A 23,407-nucleotide genomic window follows, 5' to 3' on the forward strand; every position below is an offset into this window, starting at 1 on the left:
TATTGTGCAGGTTTTCTATAACAACAAAGGAGGACAAAAGATGCTAGACCAGACTTTTTATCAGAAAGCGGATGAAATCATCGCGTTCTATGGTAAAAAACCAGCTTCCCTGATTCCGATTATGCAGGATATCCAGGGGGTGTACCGTTATCTGCCGGGAGAGCTGCTCACTTATGTGGCGGGGCAGATCGGCATCACGGAAGCGAAGGCGTTCAGCGTCGCAACCTTTTATGAAAACTTTTCTTTTGAGCCAAAAGGGAAATACATCATTAAGGTATGCGACGGAACGGCGTGCCATGTGCGCAAATCGGCGCCGATCCTGGAGGCTTTCCAGAAGGAGCTGGGACTGAGCGCCAAAAAGCATACAACCGACGATATGCTGTTTACCGTGGAGACGGTTTCCTGTCTCGGCGCATGCGGGCTTGCCCCGACTGTGATGGTAAATGAGGACGTGCATCCGAAAATGACACCGGAAAAAGCAATCGATTTAATACGGGAATTGAGAGGTGACCAGCATGATTGAAAACAGAGAAGCTTTGATTCAGGCGGGCGAAGCCGCAAAACAGGAGCTTGCCTCTTATGACTGCCGGATTCTCGTCTGTTCCGGCACCGGCTGCATCGCGACCGGTTCCCAGAAAATATATGAGGAATTTCTGAAAATTGCAAAGGACGAGCCGGGTATCCGGATTGATTTCGCCCCGCACGGACAGGGTGAGCATGTCGGCATCAAAAAGACCGGCTGCCAGGGCGTCTGCGAGCTCGGCCCGCTGGTGCGCATCCAGAAGGGCGACCAGGTAGTGCAGTACACGAAGGTGCAGCTTTCGGACTGCCGGGAGATTTTTGAGCGATCGGTAAAGGGAGATGACGTAATAGAGAGCCTGCTGTATAAGCAGGGCGGCATTTCCTACAGAAGCCCGGACGAAATTCCGTTTATTGCAAAGCAGACGCGCATCGTTCTGGAAAACTGCGGCAAATTTGACGCGGAATCTTTCGATGAATATCTGGCGGGCGGCGGCTTTTCGGCGTTCCAGAAGGCACTGTTTGAGATGACGCCGGACGAAGTGGTCGACGTGGTCGACAAATCCGGGCTGCGCGGGCGCGGGGGCGGCGGCTTCCCGACCGGAAGAAAATGGAAGCAGGTTGCGCGCCAGGCGGAAAAAGAGCGTTACGTGGTGTGCAACGGCGACGAGGGGGATCCCGGCGCTTTCATGGACGGCTCCGTCATGGAGGGAGACCCGTACAAGCTGATCGAGGGCATGATGATCGCAGGCTATGCGGTCGGCTCGGAAAATGGTTATATCTATGTGCGCGCGGAATATCCGATGTCAGTCGCGCGGCTGAAGCACGCGATCGCGGAGCTGGAGGCAAGGCATATGCTTGGCGATAATATCCTTGGCACAGACTTTTCCTTCCACATGCATATTAACCGGGGCGCCGGCGCCTTTGTGTGCGGCGAGGGCAGCGCGCTGACGGCTTCCATAGAGGGAAATCGCGGAATGCCGCGTGTCAAGCCGCCGCGTACCGTGGAAAAAGGGCTCTGGGCGAAGCCGACGGTATTAAATAACGTGGAAACTTATGCAAATGTCCCGAAGATCGTACTGGAGGGTGCAGACTGGTACCGCAGTATCGGAACGGAGGGCACGCCGGGGACAAAGACCTTCTCCCTGACGGGCTCCATCCAGAATACCGGTCTGATCGAGGTGCCGATGGGCACGACGCTGCGCCAGATTATCTTTGATATCGGCGGCGGTATGAAGGACGGCGGCACCTTTAAGGCAGTGCAGATCGGCGGACCGTCCGGCGGCTGTCTGACGGAGCAGCATCTGGATGTGCCGCTCGACTTTGAATCCATCAAAAAATACGGCGCGATCGTCGGCAGCGGCGGTCTGGTTGTTATGGACGACCACACCTGTATGGTCGAGGTGGCGAGATTCTTCATGAGCTTTACGCAGCGGGAATCCTGCGGAAAATGCGTGCCGTGCCGCGAGGGTACCAAGCGTATGCTGGAAATCCTGGAAAAAATCGTGGCGGGGAAGGGCGAATTAGAGGATCTGGACCGTCTGGAGGAGCTTGCCGGTATGGTAAAGGACATGGCGCTGTGCGGTCTTGGAAAGAGCGCGCCGCTTCCGGTGCTCAGTACCTTACGTACCTTCCGGAAGGAATATGAGGAGCATATCGTGGATAAAAAATGCCGGGCGAAGGTCTGCCAGGCGATGCGCCGGTTTGTCATCAACCCGGAATATTGCAAGGGCTGCGGAAAATGCGCGAAAAACTGTCCGGTCGGAGCGATCACCGGCGTCCGCAGGGAATGCTATCATATTGATCCAAATATCTGTATTAAGTGTTCAGCTTGTAAGGACAACTGTGCATTTGATGCCATTTATGTTGAAGCATAGGGAGGAACGAATATGGGAACCATGACAATAGACGGTAGAAAAGTAACATTTACCGATGAAAAGAATGTCCTGTCCGTTATCCGCAATGCCGGCATCGACATTCCGACACTCTGCTATCATTCCGAGCTTTCCACCTTCGGCGCCTGTCGTCTGTGCACGGTGGAGGATGACCGCGGGAAAACCTTTGCCTCCTGCTCGGAGGAACCGAGAGACGGCATGGTCATTTTTACCAACACCGGAAAGCTGCGGAAATACCGCAAGCTGATTATCGAGCTTCTGCTCGCCGCGCACTGCCGCGACTGTCTCACCTGTGAGAAGAGCGGGGACTGCAACCTGCAGACGCTGGCAAAGCGCTTCGGCGTGATGGAAGTGCGTTTTGAGAACTATAAGGAAAGACGGCCGCTGGATTTCAGCTCGCCGTCGATCGTGAGAGACCCGAACAAATGTATTCTCTGCGGAAACTGCGTTCGCGTCTGTGAGGAGCTGCAGGGCATCGGCGCGCTCGGCTTTGCGCACCGCGGCTCCGACGCGATGGTGATGCCGGCATTTGACCGGGAAATCGCGACGACGGACTGCGTAAACTGCGGGCAGTGCCGCATCTTCTGTCCGACGGGAGCTATCAGCATCCGCCACAACCGCGGCGAGGTGTGGGAGGCGCTTTCCGACCCGGATACGCGCGTGGTGGCGCAGGTTGCCCCGGCGGTGCGCGTGGCGGTGGGCGACGCCTTTGGTCTGCCAAAGGGCAGGAGCGTGATGGGAAAAATTGTAAACGTGCTGCACCGGATGGGCTTTGACGAGGTATACGACACCACCTTCGGCGCGGATCTTACTATCATGGAGGAATCCGCCGAGTTTCTGGAGCGCGTGCAGAGCGGGGAAAAGCTGCCGCTTCTGACCTCCTGCTGTCCGGCATGGGTGAAATTTGTCGGCGAGCATTATCCGGAATTTGAAGAAAACGTATCCACCTGCCGTTCCCCGCAGGGAATGCTCTCCGCGGTCGTGAAGGAATATTTCCGCGATCCGGCGAACAGCGGCGGGAAAAAGACGGTGATGGTATCCATCATGCCGTGTACGGCGAAAAAGATGGAGGCGAACCGCCCCAACAGCTATACGAAGGGCGAAAAGGATACCGATTTTGTGCTGACGACGACGGAGCTGATCGACATGATTAAAACGACCGGCATCGACTTTGCGGAGCTGGAGCCGGAATCCTCCGACATTCCGTTCGGCTTTGGTTCGGGCGGCGGCGTCATCTTTGGCGTGACAGGAGGCGTAACGGAGGCGGTCATCCGCCGGCTGGCGCCGGACCACGCGAAAGAAACCTTCCAGGAAATCGCAGAATGCGGCGTGCGCCAGGAGGGCTTTATCCGTGAATTTTCCATTCCGTACAACGGCACGGAAATCAGAATCTGCGTGGTGAGCGGACTGGCAAATGCGCGTACCGTGATGGAGCAGGTAAAGAGCGGCGAAAAAGAATATCATCTGATAGAGATTATGGCGTGCCGCCGCGGATGCATTATGGGAGGCGGACAGCCGCGTCTTGCCGGAAAACGCACGAAAGCGGCGAGAACCGCCGGTATCTATCGCGCGGACAGTGTTTCGGTCATCAAAAAGTGCGATGAAAATCCGATGGTTGCTTCCCTGTACGAGGGCTTCCTGAAAGGAAAGGAGCACGAGCTGCTGCACAATCACAGCTTCTGTGCAAAGTAAAATACCCTGCTGCAGGCATACCACCTGGCTTATTGCCAGCGGGAATAAATACATATCGGAATTTTAAATGGGACCTGCCAGGCGCAGGTCCTGTTTTCGTTGCCGTGCATACGACGCAGGGAAATCTTACCGCCTGAATTTCTTTCGAGCTTGACAAGTCCGGATGGATTGGATAAAATTTGATAAACGATTGTATGAATGAGGAGGAAAATTATGAGTAAAATTGCGATGAAGACCCCGCTTGTGGAAATGGATGGCGATGAAATGACCAGAATCCTCTGGAAGCTGATTAAAGAGGAGCTGATTCTGCCGTTTGTGGATTTAAAGACGGAGTATTATGACCTGGGACTTCAGAAGCGCAACGAGACGGATGATAAGATTACCGTCGACAGCGCGCTTGCCACGAAAAAATACGGCGTTGCCGTAAAATGCGCAACGATTACCCCGAATGCCGCGCGCGTGAAGGAGTATAATCTGAAGGAAATGTGGAAGAGCCCGAACGGGACCATCCGTGCGATCCTGGACGGAACGGTATTCCGCGCGCCGATTATCGTAAAGGGCATTGAGCCGAACGTGCGCACCTGGAAAAAACCGATTACGATTGCAAGACATGCCTACGGCGATGTTTATAAGGCGACGGAAATGAAGGTGCCGGGAGCCGGAAGAGCAGAGCTTGTTTTCACGGATGAAAACGGAAACGAAACGCGCGAGCTTATCCATGAATTTAAGGGAAGCGGCGTGCTGCAGGGAATGCACAACCTCACCAGCTCCATCGAGAGCTTTGCGAGAAGCTGCTTCGCCTATGCGCTCGATACGAAGCAGGACCTCTGGTTTGCAACTAAGGATACTATTTCCAAAAAATACGACCATACCTTCAAGGATATCATGCAGGAAATTTTTGACGCGGAATATGCGGACAAATTTAAAGAAGCAGGCATCACCTACTTCTATACGCTGATCGACGACGCGGTGGCGCGTGTGATGAAGTCGGAGGGCGGCTACATCTGGGCGTGCAAGAACTACGACGGCGACGTTATGAGCGATATGATCTCTTCCGCCTTCGGTTCCCTTGCCATGATGACCTCCGTGCTGGTTTCCCCGGATGGCTGCTATGAGTACGAGGCGGCGCACGGGACCGTTCAGCGCCACTATTATAAGCATCTGAAAGGCGAGGAGACCTCCACAAACTCCGTTGCCACCATCTTTGCCTGGAGCGGCGCGCTCAGAAAGCGCGGCGAGCTGGATAATCTTCCGGAGCTGATGGCATTTGCGGACAAGCTGGAGGCGGCAACCATCGCCACCATCGAGGAGGGCAAAATGACAAAAGACCTTGCGCTCATCACCACCCTGGAAAATGTCACGGTATTAAACAGCGCGGACTTTATCCGCGCGATCCGGGAAAAGCTTTAATACTACATCAGTGTCTCCCAGAGCTCATACAATTCTTCGAGCTTCTGGGAGATTTCATATTTCTCCTTATTCAGCTCGATACAGCGGGCGGCATCGGAATAGACCTCCGGCTGCGCAAGCAGTTCATCAAGCTCGCCGTCACGCTGCTCCAGCGCCTGGATCTGGTCCTCTGTTTTTTTCAAATCATTTTTGCGCTTGCGCTCGCGCGCCTGTTCTTCCTTCTGCTGTCGCCAGCTGCGCTTTTCCTCCGATTCTTTGTTCTCTGCTGCGGCAGAGGAAGCGTTTCCGAAAAGCCCGGCGGCACCCTTTTCCGATGCCTGCGGTGCGTACACGCGCGTCAGCTCATCCTTCTTTTCCAGATAATAATCGTAATTTCCGATGTAATTTACCAGCGTATTTCCGGTAAGCTCCAGAATGCGGGAAGCCGTCTCGTTGATAAAATAGCGGTCGTGCGAAACATAGAGCACTGTGCCGGTGTACTGGTTCAGCGCATGCTCCAGGATCTCTTTCGAGGTAATATCCAGATGGTTGGTCGGCTCGTCCAGAATCAGAAAATTCGCCTCGGAGAGCATCAGCTTGGCAAGCGATACGCGCCCGCGCTCGCCGCCGCTTAAATCGGAAATCCGCTTAAATACATCGTCACCCGTAAACAGAAAAGAAGCGAGCACATTGCGGATCTGCGTATTGGTCAGCGTCGGATACTCATCAGAAATCTCCTCAAACAGCGTTTTCTCCATATGAAGCACATGATGCTCCTGGTCGTAGTAGCCGATATGTACCTTGCTTCCGAGAGAGAAGGAGCCGGCGTCCGGCTCACACACGCTGTTTAAGATTTTAAGGAGCGTCGTCTTTCCAGTGCCGTTGTCCCCGATGATGGCGACCTTTTCCCCGCGCTTTACCTCAAAGTTTAAATCGGAAAAAAGCGTGAGCGGACCGAAGGCTTTGGAAAGCCCCTCCACTTTAAGCACATCATTTCCACTGGTAATGCGCGGCTCCAGGCGGATTTTCATTTCGCTGGCGACCTCCGTCGGCTTTTCCAGACGCTCGATTTTATCAAGCATCTTCACGCGGCTCTCGGCGCGTTTGATGCTCTTTTCACGGTTAAAGGAGCGCAGCTTTGTGATGACCTCCTCCTGGTGTTTTATTTCCTGCTGCTGATTCAGGTACGCCTTCATCTGCGCCTCGCGCAGCATCGCCTTCTTTTCAGCATAGGCGCTGTAATTTCCGGCAAAAACAGAGGCGTGTCCGTTATCCAGTTCGATAATCTTTGTCACTACCCGGTTCAGAAAATAGCGGTCGTGCGCCACGATCACCACAGCGCCCGGATAATTCTGCAGATAGACCTCCAGCCAGGCGATCGAATTCATGTCCAGGTGGTTGGTCGGCTCGTCCAGGAAGATGATATCGGGCTTCTGCAGCAGCAGCTTGCCGAGCGCAACGCGGGTTTTCTGCCCGCCGGAGAGCGTATCGATGCTTTTGGAATACTCTTCCTCGGAAAAACCGAGTCCTTTTAAGATGCCGTTGATCTCGCTGCGGTAAGCGTAGCCGTTTTTGTTTTCAAATTCCGTGCTGAGCCGGTTGTAGGTCTCCAGCGCCGCATCCAGACGCTCCCCGTCCAGCCCCTTCATTTCCTGCTCCAGAGAGCGGAGGCGTTCCTCCAGCGCAATGATTTCCTGCCGGGTGGTAAGCAGCTCTCCGTAAATCGTGTTGCTTCCGGTAACGGCGTCGTGCTGCGCCAGATAGCCGATGGAGGTGCCTTTCGCAAACACCGCCTCGCCCTCGTCCGCCTGCATCTGCTTCATGATGATCTTCAGCAGGGTGGATTTTCCGGCTCCGTTGATGCCGACCACCGCCGCCTTTTCGCGCTCTTCAATGTGGAAGGAAACATCCTTCAGAATTTCATTAGTTCCAAATGCCTTTGATATATGACTGCATGTTAAAATCATGTTTTTATGTTCCTTTTTACTGTTTTTTAGGTTAGTTTATCACATTGCATCAATTTGTACTAGCTTTTTTCAAAGAAATGAAGTAAAATAGTTTGAGTTTAAAATGTGATAATCGATACACAGGAGGAATCTTTGGGATGAAAAAGGTTGTGAAATTTGGCGGAAGCTCCCTCGCCAGTGCAGAGCAGTTTCAGAAGGCGGGAAGCATTATCCGTGCGGAAAAGAGCAGAAAATATGTGGTGCCGTCCGCTCCCGGCAAGCGCTTTGACGGGGATACAAAGGTGACGGATATGCTCTACGACTGCTACGAAACCGCGGTCAGCGGACAGGATTTCGAGCAGAAGCTGGATAAAATCAAAGAACGCTACTATGAAATTATCAAGGGACTGCATCTGGATTTGTCGCTGGAGAAGGAATTTGCGCAGATTCACGATTACTTTAAAAACGGCGCCGGAAGCAATTATGCCGCTTCGCGCGGAGAATATTTAAACGGCATCATCATGGCGGCATATCTTGGCTTTACCTTTATCGACGCGGCAGAAGTCATTTTCTTCCGGGAGGATGGCAGCTTTGACGCCGACAAGACCGACAAGATTCTTTCCGCACGGCTGAAAAAGACGGAATACGCCGTGATTCCCGGCTTTTACGGCGCGATGACAAACGGAAGCATCCGCACCTTTTCCAGAGGCGGCTCCGATATCACCGGCTCCATCGTTGCGCGGGCGGTAAAGGCGGACATTTATGAAAACTGGACGGACGTTTCCGGCTTTCTGGTAACGGACCCGCATATCGTGGAAAATCCGGAGCCGATTGAGACGATCACCTACCGCGAGCTGCGCGAGCTTGCCTATATGGGCGCTTCCGTGCTGCACGACGAGGCGATTTTCCCGGTAAGATGCGAGGGGATTCCCATCAATATCCGCAATACGAACGACCCGTCCGCACCGGGCACGATGATCGTGGAGAGCACCTGCAAAAAGCCGAAATACACCATCACCGGCATTGCCGGGAAAAAAGGCTTTGCGGCTATCAACATTGAAAAGGACCGCATGAATTCGGAGGTCGGGTTCGGACGCAAGGTACTCAGTGTATTTGAAGATAACGGGATTTCTTTCGAGCATATTCCCTCCGGCATCGATACCATGAGCGTATTTGTCCATCAGTCTGATTTTGAGGAGAAGGAGCAGAAGGTGCTTGCGGGCATTCACCGCGCGGTATCGCCGGATTATCTGGATATGGAGGCGGACCTGGCGCTGATCGCGGTGGTCGGACGCGGCATGAAATCCACCAGAGGAACCGCGGGCAGAATTTTCTCGGCGCTCGCCCACGCGAATATCAATATCCGCATGATCGACCAGGGCTCCAGCGAGCTGAACATCATCATCGGTGTGAGCAACAGCGATTTTGAGAAGGCGATCCGGGCAATTTACGATATTTTTGTGACGGTACGTCTCTGATTGACATTTTTTTCACATTGATATATAATGGAGTATCATAGATTTCGGAGGGGATTCTGGTGGAAGAAAAGGAAATTTCAAGGGCAGTCATAAAGCGCCTTCCCCGTTATTACCGGTATCTTGGCGAACTTCTTGACAGTGGTGTGGAGCGTATCTCCTCCAATGAGCTGAGCGACCGCATGAAGGTGACAGCGTCGCAGATACGCCAGGATTTGAATAATTTTGGCGGATTTGGCCAGCAGGGATACGGTTACAATGTAAAATTTCTGTATCATGAGATAGGTAAGATTCTCGGACTGGATAAAACCTATAACATGATTATTCTGGGCGCGGGTAATCTCGGACAGGCTCTCGCAAACTATGTGCGGTTTGAAAAGCGCGGTTTCCGCATTATCGGCATGTTCGACGTCAATCCGCAGCTCATCGGGAAAAAAATCCGCGGCATTGAAATACGTATGATGGATGAGCTGCCGGATTTTCTGGCGGAAAATGACATTCAGATCGCCACACTGACGCTTCCGAAGGCGGCGGCGGAGGAGGTGGCGGTAAAGCTGGTGGAATCCGGCATCAAAGCCATCTGGAATTTCGCACATACAGATTTGCATCTGCCGGATGACGTGGTAGTGGAGAATGTTCATCTGTCCGAAAGTCTGATGCAGTTATCGTACAACATCACAAAGAATCAGCGCGACAGAAATACAAAGTAAGTGACGGGGCTTCTGCAAATATTTTTGCGGCGGCCCTGTTTCCGTGGAATGAAAGGAAGGAGGCGGCGCTGTGGAAACGATTTACTGTCCGCAGAAGCTCTCGGAGGTGCTTCCGCGGCGGACGGCGGATTCCTTTAAGGGCACCTACGGAAAGGTTCTGGTGGTGGCGGGGAGCCGCAACATGTGCGGAGCCGCGTATCTTGCCGGAAAAGCGGCGTACCGCACGGGCGCCGGGCTTGTTTATATTTATACGGAGGAGTGCAACCGGGTGATTCTGCAGCAGCTCCTCCCGGAGGCGGTGCTGCTCACCTACGATGTGCAGAATTGGAAGCCGGAGGCGCTGGATGATTGTCTTCGCGGCATGACGGCGGTGAGCGCTGGCTCCGGTCTTGGCACGGGGGAAGTAAAAAAAGAGATTTTACGGCATATCCTGGCGGCGGATTATCTGCCGCGCGTGCTGGATGCGGATGCCCTGAATCTGCTGGCGGCGGATGAAACGCTCTGGGAAGTGGCGAAGGAGCCTTTTATCATCACGCCGCATATCGGGGAAATGAGCCGCCTGTGCGCTCTGCCGGCGGCAAAGCTGAAGGCGGCTCCGGCAGAAACGGCAGCGGCGTTTTCCGCCGCGCACCGGGTCATCACCGTTCTGAAGGACGCAAGGACTGTGGTCTCCGACGGGAAGGACTGCTCCTGGAATACCTGCGGAAACAATGGCATGGCGACCGGCGGGAGCGGGGATGTGCTCGCCGGCATCATCGGCGGTCTGCTTGCGCAGAAGCTGCCGCTCTTTGAGGCGGCAAAGCTTGGCGTTTATATCCACGCGCTCGCGGGGGATGCCGCCGCGAAGGAGCGCGGCACCTACTCCATGATGGCGGGTGATATCCTGGAACATATTTTATACGGCGTCTCGTAGAAAAGCTGCCCCCAGTTACGGAAAGCGGCAGTGTCCGCCGCCCGGAGATTCCGGCGGCGCAGATAGTTTCGGTCAAAAACCGTCCGGAAATCCCGGCGGCGAAGATAGTCTGGGTCAAAAAAACATCTGCGGCAGAAGGTCCGCAGAGGAGGAAGATTATGAAAAATTACAGCAGGGTATATGCGGAGATCGATCTGGATGCGATCGCATATAATTTTGAATCCATGCACAGAAATATTCATCCCTCGGCAGGGATGATAGCGGTCATCAAGGCGGACGGCTACGGACACGGCGCCGTTCCCATCGCACGGCTGGCGGAGCCGCTGGACTATATCTGGGGCTTTGCCGTAGCCACCGCCGAGGAGGCGCTGCAGCTTCGGACCGCCGGTATCAAAAAGCCTGTCCTCATTCTTGGCTATGTCTTTGAGGAGCATTATGAGGAGCTTATCCGCGCGGACATCCGTCCGGTGGTATTTAAGCTCTCTATGGCGGAGCAGCTGTCAAAGGAGGCGGTGCGCCAGCAGAAAAACGCCGTCATCCACATCGGTCTGGATACCGGCATGACGCGCATCGGTTTTCCGTGCACGGCGGAGAGCCTTCTGGAAATCATGCTGATAAGCAGACTTCCGAATATAAAAATCGAGGGCATATTTACGCATTTTGCGCGGGCGGACGAAACCGATAAGACCTCTGCGCAGAACCAGCTGGAGCATTTCCTGAAGTTTACAGACAGCCTGAAGGAAAAGGGGGTGGACATTCCTCTGCGCCACTGCTCCAACAGCGCCGGCATCATCGATATGCCGTATGCCAACTTAAATCTTGTGCGTGCCGGTATCAGCATTTACGGAATCTATCCTTCCGAAGAGGTCTGTAAAGAAAATGTCCCGCTGAAGCCGGCGATGGCACTGAAAAGTCATATCACCCTGGTTAAGGAGGTGGAGGCGGGCGTTGCCGTCAGCTATGGCGGCACCTTTGTCACAAAGCGCAAAACCCGCATCGCCACCATACCTGTCGGCTACGCGGACGGCTATCCGCGCCTTCTGTCGAACCGCGGCAGAGTGCTGATCCACGGCAAAAGCGCTCCCATCCTCGGCCGTGTCTGCATGGACCAGTTTATGGTGGATGTGACAGAAATTCCGCAGGCACAGGAGCTGGATGCGGTCACGCTGCTGGGAGAGGACGGGGAAAGCGTCCTTTCCGTGGAGGAGCTCGGCGGGCTCTCCGGCCGGTTCCCCTACGAATTTGTCTGTGATATCAGCAAACGCGTGCCGCGGGTCTATAAAAAGAACGGGCAGGTTTCGGAACAGAAAGATTTCTTCGACGTATATTGATAAAAACGCATATTTGATAAAAATTGGGAAATACTCCAGTCAGTACCAGAATGAAATGATGGAGTGTGAAATTTGTGATTATCAGACGAGGAGATATTTTTTATGCGGACCTGCGTCCGGTCATCGGTTCCGAACAGGGAGGGATACGTCCGGTCCTGGTTATTCAGAATGACGTGGGAAACAAACACAGCCCGACCGTGATCGTCGCCGCGATTACTTCAAAAATGAATAAGGCGAAGCTCCCCACCCACATCGGGATCGAAGCAGAGCATTACGATATCGTGAAGGATTCCGTGATCCTGCTGGAGCAGCTCCGCACAATCGACAAAAAGCGGCTGAAGGATAAGGTGTGCCATCTGGACAGCGATATTCTGCGCCGGGTAGACCGGGCGCTGATGATTAGCCTTGAACTGGATACATACCTGTCTTGACGGGCGCTCTGAGAAATGCTATGATAATTTGATGGGAGAAACACACTGGAAGAGAAAGGAAGAACGCACGTGTTAAAATCTTTGAGCGGATTGCTGTCCAGAAAACTTGGCAAAAATCCGTCCGGGTCTGACGAGTACGAAGAAGAAATTATATCTATGGTAAACGAGGGACATGAGCAGGGTGTCATCCAGGAGTCCCAGGCGCAGATGATTCAGAATATCTTCGACCTTACCGACAAGGAGGCGCAGGATGTCATGACGCACCGCCGCAATATCACGGCGATCGAGGGCACCATGAATCTGAAGGATGCGCTTGCCTTCATGCTGGACGATACGCATTCCCGGTTCCCGGTATATCTGGATAACCTGGATAACATCATCGGTATATTGTTTCTGAAGGACGCCATGCGCTGGCACACCAGAAATCCCGATTACGACAACTGGCAGATCAAGGATATCCCGTCCCTGCTGCGCAAAGCGGTCTTTATTCCGGAGACGCGGGATTTAAGTCCCCTGTTTAAGAGTATGCAGACGCAGAAGCTGCAGATGGTCATCGTATCCGATGAATACGGGCAGACCGCCGGTCTGGTCGCGATGGAGGATATTCTGGAGGAGATCGTCGGAAATATCCAGGATGAATACGATAACGACGAGCCGGTGATTGAAAAAGCGGGCGACGATTTCCTCATATCCGGCTTTGCCCCGCTGGACGAGGTAAGCGAGGCGCTGCAGCTTTCGCTGGATGACGTCGAGTTCGAGACGCTGAACGGTTTTCTGATTTCCAAGCTCGGCAGGATCCCGTCGGACGACGACCGCTCGGAAATTATCACGGACGGCTACAGCTTCCGCATTCTGAGCGTCGCCAACAAAACCATTGAGCGGGTGCGCGCGCATCGGCTTCCCGAAGAAAAAAAAGAAGAAGATGAAGAAACGAAATAAGGAGAGATAAAAGTATGTCAGGACATTCAAAATTTGCCAACATCAAGCACAAGAAAGAGAAAAATGACGCGGCAAAGGGTAAAATCTTTACCATCATCGGAAGAGAAATCGCCGTTGCCGTAAAGGAGGGCGGTCCCGACCCGGCAAACAACAGCAGACTGCGCGACGTCATTGCAAAGGCGAAGGCGAACAACATGCCGAACGACACCATCGACCGCGGAATCAAAAAAGCGGCGGGCGATGCGAACGCCGTAAACTACGAATACGTTTCCTATGAGGGCTACGGTCCGAACGGCATTGCCATCATCGTGGAGGCACTGACGGACAACAAAAACCGCACGGCGGCAAACGTAAGAAGCGCTTTCACAAAGGGAAACGGCAGCATCGGCACGCAGGGCTGTGTCTCCTACAGCTTTGATAAAAAGGGACAGATGATCATCGACAAGGAAGAATGCGACATGGACGCGGATGACCTGATGATGCTGGCGCTGGATGCCGGAGCGGAGGATTTTTCGGAGGAAGAGGACAGCTTTGAGATTATCACCGACCCGGATGAATTCGGTAAGGTGCGCGAGGCGCTGGAAAAAGAGGGTCTTGTCTTTGCTTCCGCGGAGGTGACGATGATTCCGCAGAATTACGTTGCATTAACCGACGAGACAGCACTGAAAAATCTGCAGAGAACGCTCGACCTTCTGGATGAGGACGACGACGTGCAGAACGTATATACAAATCTGGAGGAATAATCTATGGCGGAAAACACTTATCTGACTGCGCTGCACGGGATGGAGGAGCTGATTCTGGACGCCAGGCAGTTTGTCCCCATGTTTTCCAGAAAAAATTACAGCAGTGCATTTCAGAAATACTATGAAGCCCACACTGCCACCTTCCAGGCTGTGGAAACAGGCTATCAGAATGCCATCGACAAAACGCAGTATGTGTTTAATATGGCGCAGGCGGCGGTAACTCCGGCGGCGGAGGCTGCCAATAAGCCCGCCGGCAAATCCAAAAAAGAAAAAGAGCTGATAGACTGCAATCTGAGCATGGTGGTGTATGTTTTCCCGGCGATCCTTTATTTTAAGGGGGAGAGCGCCGGGGCACTTACGGATGAAATGCTGCGGCAGTGGAAGGAGCAGTTCCCGAAAACCAATCTTTCCGCGGCGCCCTATGAGGATATCGAATCCGGGTTTCATAAAAAATGGTGCTATATCACGACGGCGGTCTGTGAGACCTTCGGCAAGCCGGATGACTGCTACGAGCTGACGGTACTGCGCAATTACCGCGACAGCTACCTGCAGAGCCAGCCGGACGGGGAGGAAATCATCCGGGAATACTACGATGTCGCCCCCACGATCGTGAAGCACATCAACCGGCAGCCGGACAGGAAGGAGATTTACCGCAGTATCTGGGATACCTACCTGAATCCCTGCCTTACGATGATTGAAAACGATGAAAAAGAATCCTGTCGCGAGCTGTATACTGAAATGGTGCGCACGCTGCAGGAGCGCTACTTCTATACAGACCGTCAGAAGAAATAACAGTCAAAAAAAACAGCGTACAAAAGGATTTCTTATGGAAAGCCATTTGCAGGCTGTTTTTGCTGTGCAGAATCTTTTATGCCGGGAGGTATTTTGCGTATAAAAACGGACGCGGCGGAAATACTATGTGCATGATTCGATGAGGAGAAGGCACAATGGCAAAAAATGAGGAAACGAAAAAAGAAACTGCAGAAAATAAAGAAGAAAAGCTGAAGGAATTCGGGCAGGTGACATTAAGTCATAAAATCCATCTGATTACGATTATCGGTGAGGTGGAAGGACACGAATGTCTGCCCGCCAACACAAAAACCACGAAGTACGAGCATATTCTGCCGCAGCTCGCCGCCATCGAGGACAGCCGGGAAATCGAGGGCGTCCTGATTCTTTTAAATACGGTCGGCGGGGACGTGGAGGCGGGACTTGCCATCGCGGAAATGATTGCGTCACTGTCCAAGCCGACGGTCTCCCTGGTGCTGGGCGGAAGCCATTCCATCGGCGTGCCGATTGCCGTGTCCGCTGATTATTCTTTTATTGTAGAGACCGGCACGATGGTCATTCATCCGGTGCGCATGAGCGGCACCGTCATCGGCGCCCCGCAGACCTACGATTATTTCCGGCAGATGCAGGACCGCATTCTCGGCTTTATTTCCGGCCACTGCAGCGCAACAAGGGACCGGCTGGAGGAGCTGATGCTGGATACCGGGATGCTGACAAAGGACCTCGGTACGATTCTTGTAGGAAGCCAGGCGGTGGAGGAGGGGATCATCAACCAGGTGGGCGGCATCAGCGACGCCATGAAAAAAATCCACAGTCTGATTTAGCGTTTGTATCTCCCGCAAAATTATGATATACTGAAGTTGATTTTTTTATGCGGGGAGAAAAGCTATGTCTATTTTACAGTCGATATTCCTTGGAATTGTCCAGGGCTTAACAGAATTTCTGCCGGTCAGCAGCTCCGGTCATCTCGTCATTCTCCAGAATTTTCTGGGCATCGGAAACGACGACACGCTTTTATTTGATGTGCTGCTGCATTTCGGCACGGTCATTGTCATTATCTGTGTATTCCGGAAGGACATTTTGCGGATGCTGCTGGAATCCCTGCGGATGCTTGCGGACGTCGTCTATAATATCCAGACGAGGCTGCATAACCGCCGCGAACAGGATGCGAAGCGCTGCCGCAAAATCGTACATAATAATTACCGGAGGTTTGTCGTCCAGGTGCTGGTCTCCGCCATCCCGACAGCCGTCATCGGCTATGCTGCGCGGGACCTTGTATCTATCGCCAGCCAGACGCTGATCGTTCCCGGTGTCTGCCTGATTTTAAATGCGGGACTTCTTCTGGTGGCGGATGTCACGGAGGCGGGACACCGGATTCCGAAGGATGTCAGCTACACGAACGCGTTTATGATAGGCGTAGCCCAGGGGCTTTCCACGCTTCCCGGTCTGTCCCGCTCCGGTACGACGATTGCCGCCTGCCTGCTGAGCGGCTTTGAGAAAAAATTTGCTGTGAAGTATTCTTTTATTATGGCGATTCCGGCGATTCTGGGAGCCGCAGTCCTGGAGCTTTTCCGCGTGGATTACTCCAGGCTTGCCATATCACAGTTTTTTATTTATCTTGCAGGTGCGGCAGCCGCCGGTATCACCGGATATTTCTGTATCCGGAAAATGCTGGTAATCGTCCGCAGAAAACGTTTTAAGGGATTTGCTGTATACTGCCTTATTCTTGGTATTGTCGCGATTGCAGGCTATTATATACAGCGCTGACCGTTTGTGAGGAGAGATTATATTTATGGAAACAAAGAATAAAAAGGATATGGATTCCTCAAAGAAGCCGTCCGGAACAAAGGCGCGCGCACAGAAATCTTCCGGCAGCCGCACGTCGGAAGGCTCTGCCAAAAAAGGAAGCGCAAAAAAGACGGATGGCTCTGCCAAAAAAGGAAGCGCCAAAAAGACGGATAGCTCCACCGGGAAAGGGAGCGCGAAAAAGACAGGTGCCGCCGCAAAATCCGGCGGCGCAAAGTCCGCGGGCGCCGCGTCTTCAGAACGTGCCGGAAACAGCGGCACGGCGGGTACGCGCACTGCAGCCCGCCGCCGCGAAATCGATGTTCCCGATATCCGGCGGGCGCCGGGCACGCCGGTGTTTGCGGAGGTCTTTCTCTGGATTCTGATTGCCCTTTGCTTGATTTTGTTTTTGAACAATATCTTTGCCTTTGGAGTGAAGGCGCTGGATACGGTCAGCGGCTTCTTTTTCGGTGTGTTCGGCGCCTGCGCGTATCTGGCGCCGCTCCTGGTGGTCTTTCTGGCGGCGTTTATCATTGCCAACCGTGCAAGCCTTCCGTCCTGGGTGAAATCTGGGGCAATTTTTATTTTCTTCCTGTGTATCTGCGCGTTTACCGAGCTTCTCTCCGGAAGCTTTGACGGCGCGCGCGTTTTTTCCGACTATTATGCGGCTGGAAGAGATCTGCGCGCCGGCGGCGGTGTCGCCGGCGGGCTTCTTTGCCGGATACTCTGCCCGGTATTTGGACAGGTCGGAGCGTGGATTCTGCTGATCGTGCTGCTGATTATCTGCGCGGTCATCATCACGGAGCGCTCGCTGTTTGACAATCTGCGCAGAAACGGCAGCCGCGCCTATCGCCGGGCAAAGGAGGATTCCCGCGCGAAGCGGCAGATGCATGATTTGAAGAAAGAAAAAAACAAGCTGCAGAAGCAGCGCCGGATGCAGGAGGAGATTGAAAGGCTGCGCGCCGGGGAGGACGAGGAAGAAATCCGCCTCCAGGTGCGCAGACCGCGCCGGGCAAATATTGTTTCGGGCGTGATGGAGGATACCAGGCTGGACCCGCACATGCCCGCCTCGGAGGAAATCCACGAGGTGGTGCCGCGTATGTCCCGCCAGAGTGATGCGGCGAGGAGCCGGAGCGCCTCCGGGCAGCCGGAGAGATTTTCGCAGGCGGATATTTTTGCGCAGACCGGGGCGTCTGTACAGACAGAGAAATTCGCGCAGACTGGAGAACCCATGCAGGCGGAGCGGCATTCACAGACCGGGGCGTCCATGCAGGCGGAGCGTCATCCACAGACCGGGGCATCCATGCAGGCGGAGCAGTTTTCGCAGACCGGATCGTCCGCGGCGCCGGAGGAAGTGCAAAAGCCGCAGGAGCTGCATTTTACTATCCAGCGCGGCGACGACGCGCAGGAAAACGTGATACCGGCATTTTCGGTTGCCGATCTGGGCGCCGGGGAAGACAGATCAGAGGAACCGTCTGAAATGCGGGAGAGCGTGCCATCCGCCGGTGAACCTGCGGATTATGAGCAGGAAATGCCAGAGGTACGCTCGTTCCAGAGCAGAGCGGCGGTCCGCACACAAAGCCTGTCCCCGGATACAGGGGATATGCCGGATACTTCACAGGATACTCCGGCAGCCGCCACAGGCGCGCCGGAAATGCCCGTGGGCAGCCGGAGCCTTAAAAATCCCAAATCCTCCCGCGCGGAGCAGGAAAAAGAGCTGGACAACGTGGCGCAGGAGATTGCGCTGTCGGAAGAGCAGCCAAAGCCCGCCTATGTATTTCCACCGCTCTCCCTGCTCACAAAACCCGCCCGCGGACGAAGCGGCGGCAGCGACCGGGAGGTGCGGGAGACAGCCGCAAAGCTGCAGCAGACGCTGCGTAATTTTGGTGTGAACGTAAATGTGACAAACGCAAGCTGCGGTCCGGCGGTCACGCGCTACGAGCTCACCCCGGAGCAGGGCGTAAAGGTAAGCCGCATCGTCAATCTCGCCGACGATATCAAGCTGAACCTTGCCGCTTCCGATATCCGTATCGAAGCGCCGATTCCCGGAAAATCGGCGGTTGGCATCGAGGTGCCGAACAAGGAGAACAGCACTGTGCTGCTGCGCGAGCTGCTGGAATCGGAAGAATTTAAAAATGCAAAATCGAATTTAAGTTTTGCCGTCGGAAAGGACCTTGCCGGAAAGGTGGTCGTGGCGGATATCGCGAAAATGCCGCATCTGCTGATTGCAGGCGCCACCGGCTCCGGAAAATCCGTCTGCATCAACACGCTGATTATGAGCATTCTCTACAAGGCGGACCCGGAGGACGTCAAGCTGATTATGATTGACCCGAAGGTGGTGGAGCTGAGCGTGTACAACGGTATCCCGCATCTGTTTATCCCGGTTGTCACCGATCCGAAGAAAGCGTCCGGCGCGCTGAACTGGGGCGTCGCCGAAATGACGGACCGCTACCAGAAATTTGCTGAATGCGGCGTGCGTGATCTGAAGGGCTATAACGAGAAGATTTCGCAGCTCACCGATATTCCGGAAGAGCAGCGGCCGAAAAAGCTTCCGCAGATTGTCATTATCGTGGATGAGCTTGCCGATTTGATGATGGTGGCTCCGGGCGAGGTGGAGGACGCTATCTGCCGTCTGGCGCAGCTTGCGCGCGCGGCGGGCATCCATCTGATTATCGCCACGCAGCGTCCGTCCGTCAATGTTATCACCGGTCTGATTAAAGCAAATATGCCCTCCAGAATTGCATTTTCCGTGTCGAGCGGTGTGGATTCCCGCACCATCATCGATATGAACGGCGCGGAAAAGCTGCTCGGAAAGGGCGATATGCTCTTTTATCCGCAGGGGTATCAGAAGCCGGTGCGTGTGCAGGGCGCGTTTGTCTCCGATAAAGAAGTCAGCAATGTGACGGACTTTCTCACGCAGAAAAATGATGTTTCCGGCTATAAGCAGGAAATGGAGGACCGCATGACGCAGGTAGCCCAGGCGTCCGTATCCCTTCCGGGAGCCTCCGGCGGGGCAAACGAGCTGGATTCCAACTTTGCCGAGGCAGGCCGTTTCATCATTGAGAAGGATAAGGCGTCTATCGGTATGCTGCAGAGAGTCTTTAAAATCGGCTTCAACCGGGCGGCGCGTATCATGGACCAGCTCTCCGAAGCCGGCGTTGTCGGCCCGGAGGAGGGCACAAAGCCGCGCAAGGTACTGATGACGATGGAAGAATTTGAACGATATATCGATGATTACGTATAAAAATTCTTGCAGTTTTTTTGGCTTTGCGGTATAGTTAAGTTAAGTGCCTGTGCACATCATCATGGAGGAGGAAAATTTTTATGTACAAGATTTTGAAAGCAGGGAAACTTGCAGGCAATATCTACGAAATGGTTGTTGAAGCGCCACGAGTTGCAAAGCATTGCCTGCCCGGACAGTTTGTCATCGTCAAGATGGATGAAGTCGGCGAACGTATTCCGCTGACCATCTGCGACTATGACAGAGAAGCGGGCACAATCACGATTGTATTCCAGCCGATCGGCGCATCCACAGAGAAGTTTACATACTTAAAGACAGGCGATTCCTTCCGCGATTTTGTCGGCCCGCTCGGACGCCCATCCGAGCTGTGCGAGGAGGAAAACCTGGAGGAGACCAGGAAGAAGAAAATCCTGTTTGTTGCCGGAGGCGTCGGAACCGCACCTGTTTACCCGCAGGTAAAATGGCTGCATGAGCATGGAATCGACGCGGACGTTATCATCGGCGCAAAGACAAAAGAGCTTGTCATTCTGGAGGACAAATTCCAGGCGGTATGCGGCAATCTGTATATCACTACCGACGACGGCTCCTACGGCAGAAGCGGTATGGTTACAAAGGTAATCGAGGACCTTGTGACGACCGAGGGCAAGACCTACGACCACTGCGTGGCGATCGGTCCGATGATCATGATGAAATTCTGCTGCCTGACAACGAAAAAATACAATATCCCGACGATCGTCAGCATGAACCCGATCATGGTGGACGGAACCGGTATGTGCGGTGCCTGTCGTGTCATGGTGGGCGACGAAGTAAAGTTCGCCTGCGTGGACGGACCGGAGTTTGACGGACATGCGATTGATTTTGACGCAGCTATGAAGCGTCAGGCAATGTATAAGACAGAAGAGGGACGCGCCCTGTTAAAATTGCGTGAGGGAGATACACATCACGGCGGATGTGGAAATTGCGGAGGTGACAAATAATGGGAGACGTATTAAAGAAGGTTCCTGTCAGAGAGCAGGCGCCGAAGGTAAGAGCAGCAAATTTTGACGAGGTATGTCTCGGTTATAATAAAGAAGAAGCGATGGAGGAGGCTGCGCGCTGCATTAACTGTAAAAATGCAAAGTGCGTGACCGGATGTCCGGTAAACATCAATATTCCGGGCTTCATCCACGAGGTAAAAGAGGGCAATTTTGAGGAAGCTTACCGGATTATTTCCGAATCCTCCGCGCTGCCGGCAATCTGCGGACGTGTGTGCCCGCAGGAGAGCCAGTGCGAGGGAAAATGTATCCGCGGGATCAAGGGCGAGGCAATCTCCATCGGAAAGCTGGAGCGCTTCGTTGCAGACTGGGCGCGGGAGAACGGCATCAAACCGACGGCTCCGGCGGAGAAAAACGGCAAAAAGGTGGCTGTTATCGGTTCCGGTCCTTCCGGTCTTACCTGCGCGGGCGACCTGGCAAAGCTTGGCTACGATGTGACCATTTTCGAGGCGCTGCATGAGCCGGGCGGAGTGCTTGTTTACGGTATTCCGGAATTCCGTCTTCCGAAGCTGGATGTTGTGGCAAAGGAAGTGGAGAATGTAAAAGCGCTTGGCGTTAAAATTGAGACAAACGTTATCATCGGACGCTCTATCACCATCGACGAGCTGATGGATGAGGAGGGCTTTGAGGCGGTATTTATCGGCTCCGGCGCCGGACTTCCGATGTTCATGGGTATTCCGGGAGAGACGGCGAAGGGCGTATTCTCCGCAAACGAATACCTTACCAGAAACAATCTGATGAAAGCCTTCCGTGAGGATTACGACACCCCGATCGTGCGCGGCAAGAAGGTGGCAGTCGTCGGCGGCGGAAACGTTGCGATGGATGCTGCAAGAACAGCGCTCCGTCTCGGTGCGGAAGTACATATCGTTTACCGCAGAAGTGAGGCAGAGCTTCCGGCGCGTGTGGAGGAGGTTCACCACGCAAAAGAAGAGGGCGTTATCTTCGACCTTCTGACAAACCCGAAGGAGATTCTGGTGGACGAGAACGATGCAGTTGCGGGCATGACCTGCATCCGCATGGAGCTGGGCGAGCCGGATGCCTCCGGAAGAAGACGTCCGGTGGAGATTCCGGGTTCCGAATTTACGCTGGATGTAGATACCGTAATCATGTCGCTCGGTACCTCTCCGAACCCGCTGATTTCCTCCACGACAGTCGGTCTTGACACCAACCGCCGCAAATGCATCATTGCCGACGAGGAAACCGGTAAGACCTCCAAGGACGGCGTATATGCCGGTGGAGACGCAGTTACCGGCGCAGCAACGGTTATTCTTGCAATGGGTGCCGGAAAAGCCGCTGCAAAGGGTATTCATGAATTTTTAAGCAGCAAATAGGACGGATGCCGGAGGGCACGCAAAAGCAGCAGGGCAGTCCGTCTGCGCTGCTGCATACAGGATTTGAGCAGGAGGTTAGTGCATGGTAAGACATATTGTAATGTGGAATTTTGTGGAAACACTCTCTGATGAGGAAAAGAAGGCAGCCGGAGCGAAAATGAAGGAGATTCTGGAGCCGCTGAAGGAGGTCGTTCCGGGCGTGGTATCCCTGGAGGTCATTGTCAACGAGCTGCCGTCCAGCAACCGCGATGTTGCGCTGATTGGCGACTACGAATCCGTGGAGGCATTAAACGGCTACACGATCCATCCGGCGCATGTGGAAGCGGGAAAGTATGTCAGAAGCGTTACCTGCAACCGCTCCTGCCTGGATTTTGAGCTGTAATGCGCATCACAGTCATAGCGGTCGGAAAAATTAAAGAAAAATACTTCACAGGCGCGATTGCAGAATATGCAAAGCGCCTGTCGCGGTATTGTAAGCTGGAAATCATCGAGCTGGCGGACGAAAAGACGCCGGAGGGCGCCAGCGCCGCGCTGGAGCTGCAGATTAAAGAAAAAGAAGGTGACCGCATTCTGAAAGCCCTCCGCGAGGACGCCTACGTTATCGCCCTCGCCATTGAGGGAAAAAAGCTGACCTCCGAAGGGCTGGCGGACTTTATCGAAAAGCGCGGCATTGCCGGGGACAGCCATCTTGCGTTCATCATCGGCGGCTCTCTCGGACTTGACGCGCGCGTCCTGCGGCGCGCCGACTGTCTTCTCAGCTTCTCCGACATGACCTTTCCGCACCAGCTCATGCGCGTCATATTGCTGGAGCAGATATACCGGAGTTTCCGCATCATCCATCATGAACCGTATCACAAATAAATGCGAAATTCAAGAAAGCATAAAAGCATCTGGAGAAACGTCAAGAGGAATAAAACGATTGATCAGGAGATGTGATTTTAATTATTACGTGGAGGTAATAGAATATGATGTACCCATATATGACTTTAGCGGATGAAACGGAAATTGTACATTCACAGATAATAGAAGAAAACAATGTGCAAAAAGTAATCGTACATTTTGAACGTCCTACAGAAGACGGATTTGATTCTGCAAGATGTGAACTGCCAACGTATAAATGGATTCTAAAGGACGGGTATTCCGAAGAAGAGATTGCCATGTTTGAACAGTTGCTTCGCAGCAATGCACACCTTCTGTATAAATATGCTGCGAATGGAGGGATTCAGATTGCCTAGTTTATTTAC

The 23,407-nt window shown here is 53.7% G+C and carries 21 protein-coding genes; 20 read left to right on the forward strand and 1 reads right to left on the reverse strand.

Annotation, left to right across the window (positions count from 1 at the left end):
• Positions 1 to 40: 40 nt before the first annotated feature.
• The 4 genes from NQ534_RS19375 to NQ534_RS19390 all read left to right on the forward strand — a co-directional run bounded on the left by NQ534_RS19375 (position 41) and on the right by NQ534_RS19390 (position 5,516).
• A complete protein-coding gene (locus NQ534_RS19375) occupies positions 41 to 523 on the forward strand; it encodes a complex I 24 kDa subunit family protein (protein WP_040782447.1) in 483 nt (160 codons plus the stop codon).
• A complete protein-coding gene (locus NQ534_RS19380) occupies positions 516 to 2,396 on the forward strand; it encodes an NADH-ubiquinone oxidoreductase-F iron-sulfur binding region domain-containing protein (RefSeq protein WP_006861103.1) in 1,881 nt (626 codons plus the stop codon). The genes NQ534_RS19375 and NQ534_RS19380 overlap by 8 nt, the downstream gene beginning before the upstream one ends.
• A gap of 12 nt (positions 2,397 to 2,408) precedes the next feature.
• Positions 2,409 to 4,106, forward strand: a complete 1,698-nt coding sequence (locus NQ534_RS19385; RefSeq protein WP_006861102.1) for a [FeFe] hydrogenase, group A — start codon at positions 2,409 to 2,411, stop codon at positions 4,104 to 4,106.
• Positions 4,107 to 4,319: 213 nt separating this feature from the next.
• Positions 4,320 to 5,516 (forward strand): NADP-dependent isocitrate dehydrogenase, encoded by a 1,197-nt coding sequence (locus NQ534_RS19390; protein ID WP_040782445.1) that lies wholly within the window; start codon positions 4,320 to 4,322, stop codon positions 5,514 to 5,516.
• 2 nt (positions 5,517 to 5,518) lie between these two features.
• On the opposite strand, the gene NQ534_RS19395 is transcribed toward NQ534_RS19390, so the two are convergent.
• Positions 5,519 to 7,462, reverse strand: a complete 1,944-nt coding sequence (locus NQ534_RS19395; protein ID WP_006861100.1) for an ABC-F family ATP-binding cassette domain-containing protein — start codon at positions 7,460 to 7,462, stop codon at positions 5,519 to 5,521.
• Between the two features lie 137 nt (positions 7,463 to 7,599).
• Between NQ534_RS19395 and NQ534_RS19400 the strand changes: the two genes are divergently transcribed.
• The 16 genes from NQ534_RS19400 (at position 7,600) to NQ534_RS19475 (ending at position 23,398) form a co-directional block, all read left to right on the forward strand.
• On the forward strand, positions 7,600 to 8,919 hold the full coding sequence (locus tag NQ534_RS19400) for an aspartate kinase (protein WP_006861099.1): 1,320 nt from the start codon (positions 7,600 to 7,602) through the stop codon (positions 8,917 to 8,919).
• A gap of 59 nt (positions 8,920 to 8,978) precedes the next feature.
• Positions 8,979 to 9,626: a redox-sensing transcriptional repressor Rex gene (locus NQ534_RS19405; protein ID WP_006861098.1), complete on the forward strand. Its 648-nt coding sequence runs from the start codon at positions 8,979 to 8,981 to the stop codon at positions 9,624 to 9,626.
• A gap of 70 nt (positions 9,627 to 9,696) precedes the next feature.
• Positions 9,697 to 10,539: an NAD(P)H-hydrate dehydratase gene (locus NQ534_RS19410; protein WP_006861097.1), complete on the forward strand. Its 843-nt coding sequence runs from the start codon at positions 9,697 to 9,699 to the stop codon at positions 10,537 to 10,539.
• 158 nt (positions 10,540 to 10,697) lie between these two features.
• Positions 10,698 to 11,870 carry an alanine racemase gene (gene alr / locus NQ534_RS19415; RefSeq protein WP_006861096.1) on the forward strand — a complete coding sequence of 391 codons (1,173 nt, stop codon included), beginning with the start codon at positions 10,698 to 10,700 and terminating at the stop codon, positions 11,868 to 11,870.
• Between the two features lie 74 nt (positions 11,871 to 11,944).
• Complete coding sequence (locus tag NQ534_RS19420; RefSeq protein ID WP_040782565.1) at positions 11,945 to 12,301, forward strand: type II toxin-antitoxin system PemK/MazF family toxin; 357 nt, start codon at positions 11,945 to 11,947, stop codon at positions 12,299 to 12,301.
• 69 nt (positions 12,302 to 12,370) lie between these two features.
• Positions 12,371 to 13,240 (forward strand): hemolysin family protein, encoded by an 870-nt coding sequence (locus NQ534_RS19425; protein WP_006861094.1) that lies wholly within the window; start codon positions 12,371 to 12,373, stop codon positions 13,238 to 13,240.
• Between the two features lie 14 nt (positions 13,241 to 13,254).
• On the forward strand, positions 13,255 to 13,983 hold the full coding sequence (locus tag NQ534_RS19430) for a YebC/PmpR family DNA-binding transcriptional regulator (RefSeq protein WP_006861093.1): 729 nt from the start codon (positions 13,255 to 13,257) through the stop codon (positions 13,981 to 13,983).
• 3 nt (positions 13,984 to 13,986) lie between these two features.
• On the forward strand, positions 13,987 to 14,775 hold the full coding sequence (locus NQ534_RS19435) for a CFI-box extended C-terminal domain-containing protein (protein ID WP_006861092.1): 789 nt from the start codon (positions 13,987 to 13,989) through the stop codon (positions 14,773 to 14,775).
• A 155-nt stretch (positions 14,776 to 14,930) separates the two neighbouring features.
• On the forward strand, positions 14,931 to 15,596 hold the full coding sequence (locus NQ534_RS19440) for a ClpP family protease (protein WP_006861091.1): 666 nt from the start codon (positions 14,931 to 14,933) through the stop codon (positions 15,594 to 15,596).
• Between the two features lie 64 nt (positions 15,597 to 15,660).
• A complete protein-coding gene (locus NQ534_RS19445) occupies positions 15,661 to 16,539 on the forward strand; it encodes an undecaprenyl-diphosphate phosphatase (protein ID WP_006861090.1) in 879 nt (292 codons plus the stop codon).
• A gap of 25 nt (positions 16,540 to 16,564) precedes the next feature.
• Positions 16,565 to 19,801, forward strand: a complete 3,237-nt coding sequence (locus tag NQ534_RS19450) for a DNA translocase FtsK 4TM domain-containing protein (RefSeq protein WP_006861089.1) — start codon at positions 16,565 to 16,567, stop codon at positions 19,799 to 19,801.
• A gap of 80 nt (positions 19,802 to 19,881) precedes the next feature.
• A complete protein-coding gene (locus tag NQ534_RS19455) occupies positions 19,882 to 20,775 on the forward strand; it encodes a sulfide/dihydroorotate dehydrogenase-like FAD/NAD-binding protein (protein ID WP_006861088.1) in 894 nt (297 codons plus the stop codon).
• Entirely contained in the window at positions 20,775 to 22,163 is a 1,389-nt protein-coding gene (gene gltA, locus NQ534_RS19460; protein WP_006861087.1) for an NADPH-dependent glutamate synthase, read from the forward strand. Before NQ534_RS19455 ends, gltA begins: the two co-directional genes overlap by 1 nt.
• A gap of 82 nt (positions 22,164 to 22,245) precedes the next feature.
• Positions 22,246 to 22,545 (forward strand): Dabb family protein, encoded by a 300-nt coding sequence (locus tag NQ534_RS19465; RefSeq protein WP_006861086.1) that lies wholly within the window; start codon positions 22,246 to 22,248, stop codon positions 22,543 to 22,545.
• Positions 22,545 to 23,024, forward strand: a complete 480-nt coding sequence (gene rlmH / locus NQ534_RS19470; RefSeq protein ID WP_006861085.1) for a 23S rRNA (pseudouridine(1915)-N(3))-methyltransferase RlmH — start codon at positions 22,545 to 22,547, stop codon at positions 23,022 to 23,024. The genes NQ534_RS19465 and rlmH overlap by 1 nt, the downstream gene beginning before the upstream one ends.
• A 104-nt stretch (positions 23,025 to 23,128) precedes the next feature.
• Positions 23,129 to 23,398, forward strand: coding sequence for a hypothetical protein (locus tag NQ534_RS19475; RefSeq protein WP_006861083.1), 270 nt, complete (start codon positions 23,129 to 23,131; stop codon positions 23,396 to 23,398).
• Positions 23,399 to 23,407: the final 9 nt, after the last annotated feature.

Source organism: Marvinbryantia formatexigens DSM 14469 (assembly GCF_025148285.1).
Taxonomy (GTDB): domain Bacteria; phylum Bacillota; class Clostridia; order Lachnospirales; family Lachnospiraceae; genus Marvinbryantia; species Marvinbryantia formatexigens.

Coding starts and splice junctions, on each gene's coding strand:
- NQ534_RS19380 (WP_006861103.1), top strand. CDS start 516: ATGATTGAAAACAGAGAAGCTTTGATTCAGGCGGGCGAAGCCGCAAAA.
- rlmH (WP_006861085.1), top strand. CDS start 22,545: ATGCGCATCACAGTCATAGCGGTCGGAAAAATTAAAGAAAAATACTTC.
- alr (WP_006861096.1), top strand. CDS start 10,698: ATGAAAAATTACAGCAGGGTATATGCGGAGATCGATCTGGATGCGATC.
- NQ534_RS19440 (WP_006861091.1), top strand. CDS start 14,931: ATGGCAAAAAATGAGGAAACGAAAAAAGAAACTGCAGAAAATAAAGAA.
- NQ534_RS19375 (WP_040782447.1), top strand. CDS start 41: ATGCTAGACCAGACTTTTTATCAGAAAGCGGATGAAATCATCGCGTTC.
- NQ534_RS19400 (WP_006861099.1), top strand. CDS start 7,600: ATGAAAAAGGTTGTGAAATTTGGCGGAAGCTCCCTCGCCAGTGCAGAG.
- gltA (WP_006861087.1), top strand. CDS start 20,775: ATGGGAGACGTATTAAAGAAGGTTCCTGTCAGAGAGCAGGCGCCGAAG.
- NQ534_RS19430 (WP_006861093.1), top strand. CDS start 13,255: ATGTCAGGACATTCAAAATTTGCCAACATCAAGCACAAGAAAGAGAAA.
- NQ534_RS19435 (WP_006861092.1), top strand. CDS start 13,987: ATGGCGGAAAACACTTATCTGACTGCGCTGCACGGGATGGAGGAGCTG.
- NQ534_RS19465 (WP_006861086.1), top strand. CDS start 22,246: ATGGTAAGACATATTGTAATGTGGAATTTTGTGGAAACACTCTCTGAT.
- NQ534_RS19450 (WP_006861089.1), top strand. CDS start 16,565: ATGGAAACAAAGAATAAAAAGGATATGGATTCCTCAAAGAAGCCGTCC.
- NQ534_RS19455 (WP_006861088.1), top strand. CDS start 19,882: ATGTACAAGATTTTGAAAGCAGGGAAACTTGCAGGCAATATCTACGAA.
- NQ534_RS19390 (WP_040782445.1), top strand. CDS start 4,320: ATGAGTAAAATTGCGATGAAGACCCCGCTTGTGGAAATGGATGGCGAT.
- NQ534_RS19395 (WP_006861100.1), bottom strand. CDS start 7,462: ATGATTTTAACATGCAGTCATATATCAAAGGCATTTGGAACTAATGAA.
- NQ534_RS19445 (WP_006861090.1), top strand. CDS start 15,661: ATGTCTATTTTACAGTCGATATTCCTTGGAATTGTCCAGGGCTTAACA.
- NQ534_RS19475 (WP_006861083.1), top strand. CDS start 23,129: ATGATGTACCCATATATGACTTTAGCGGATGAAACGGAAATTGTACAT.
- NQ534_RS19385 (WP_006861102.1), top strand. CDS start 2,409: ATGGGAACCATGACAATAGACGGTAGAAAAGTAACATTTACCGATGAA.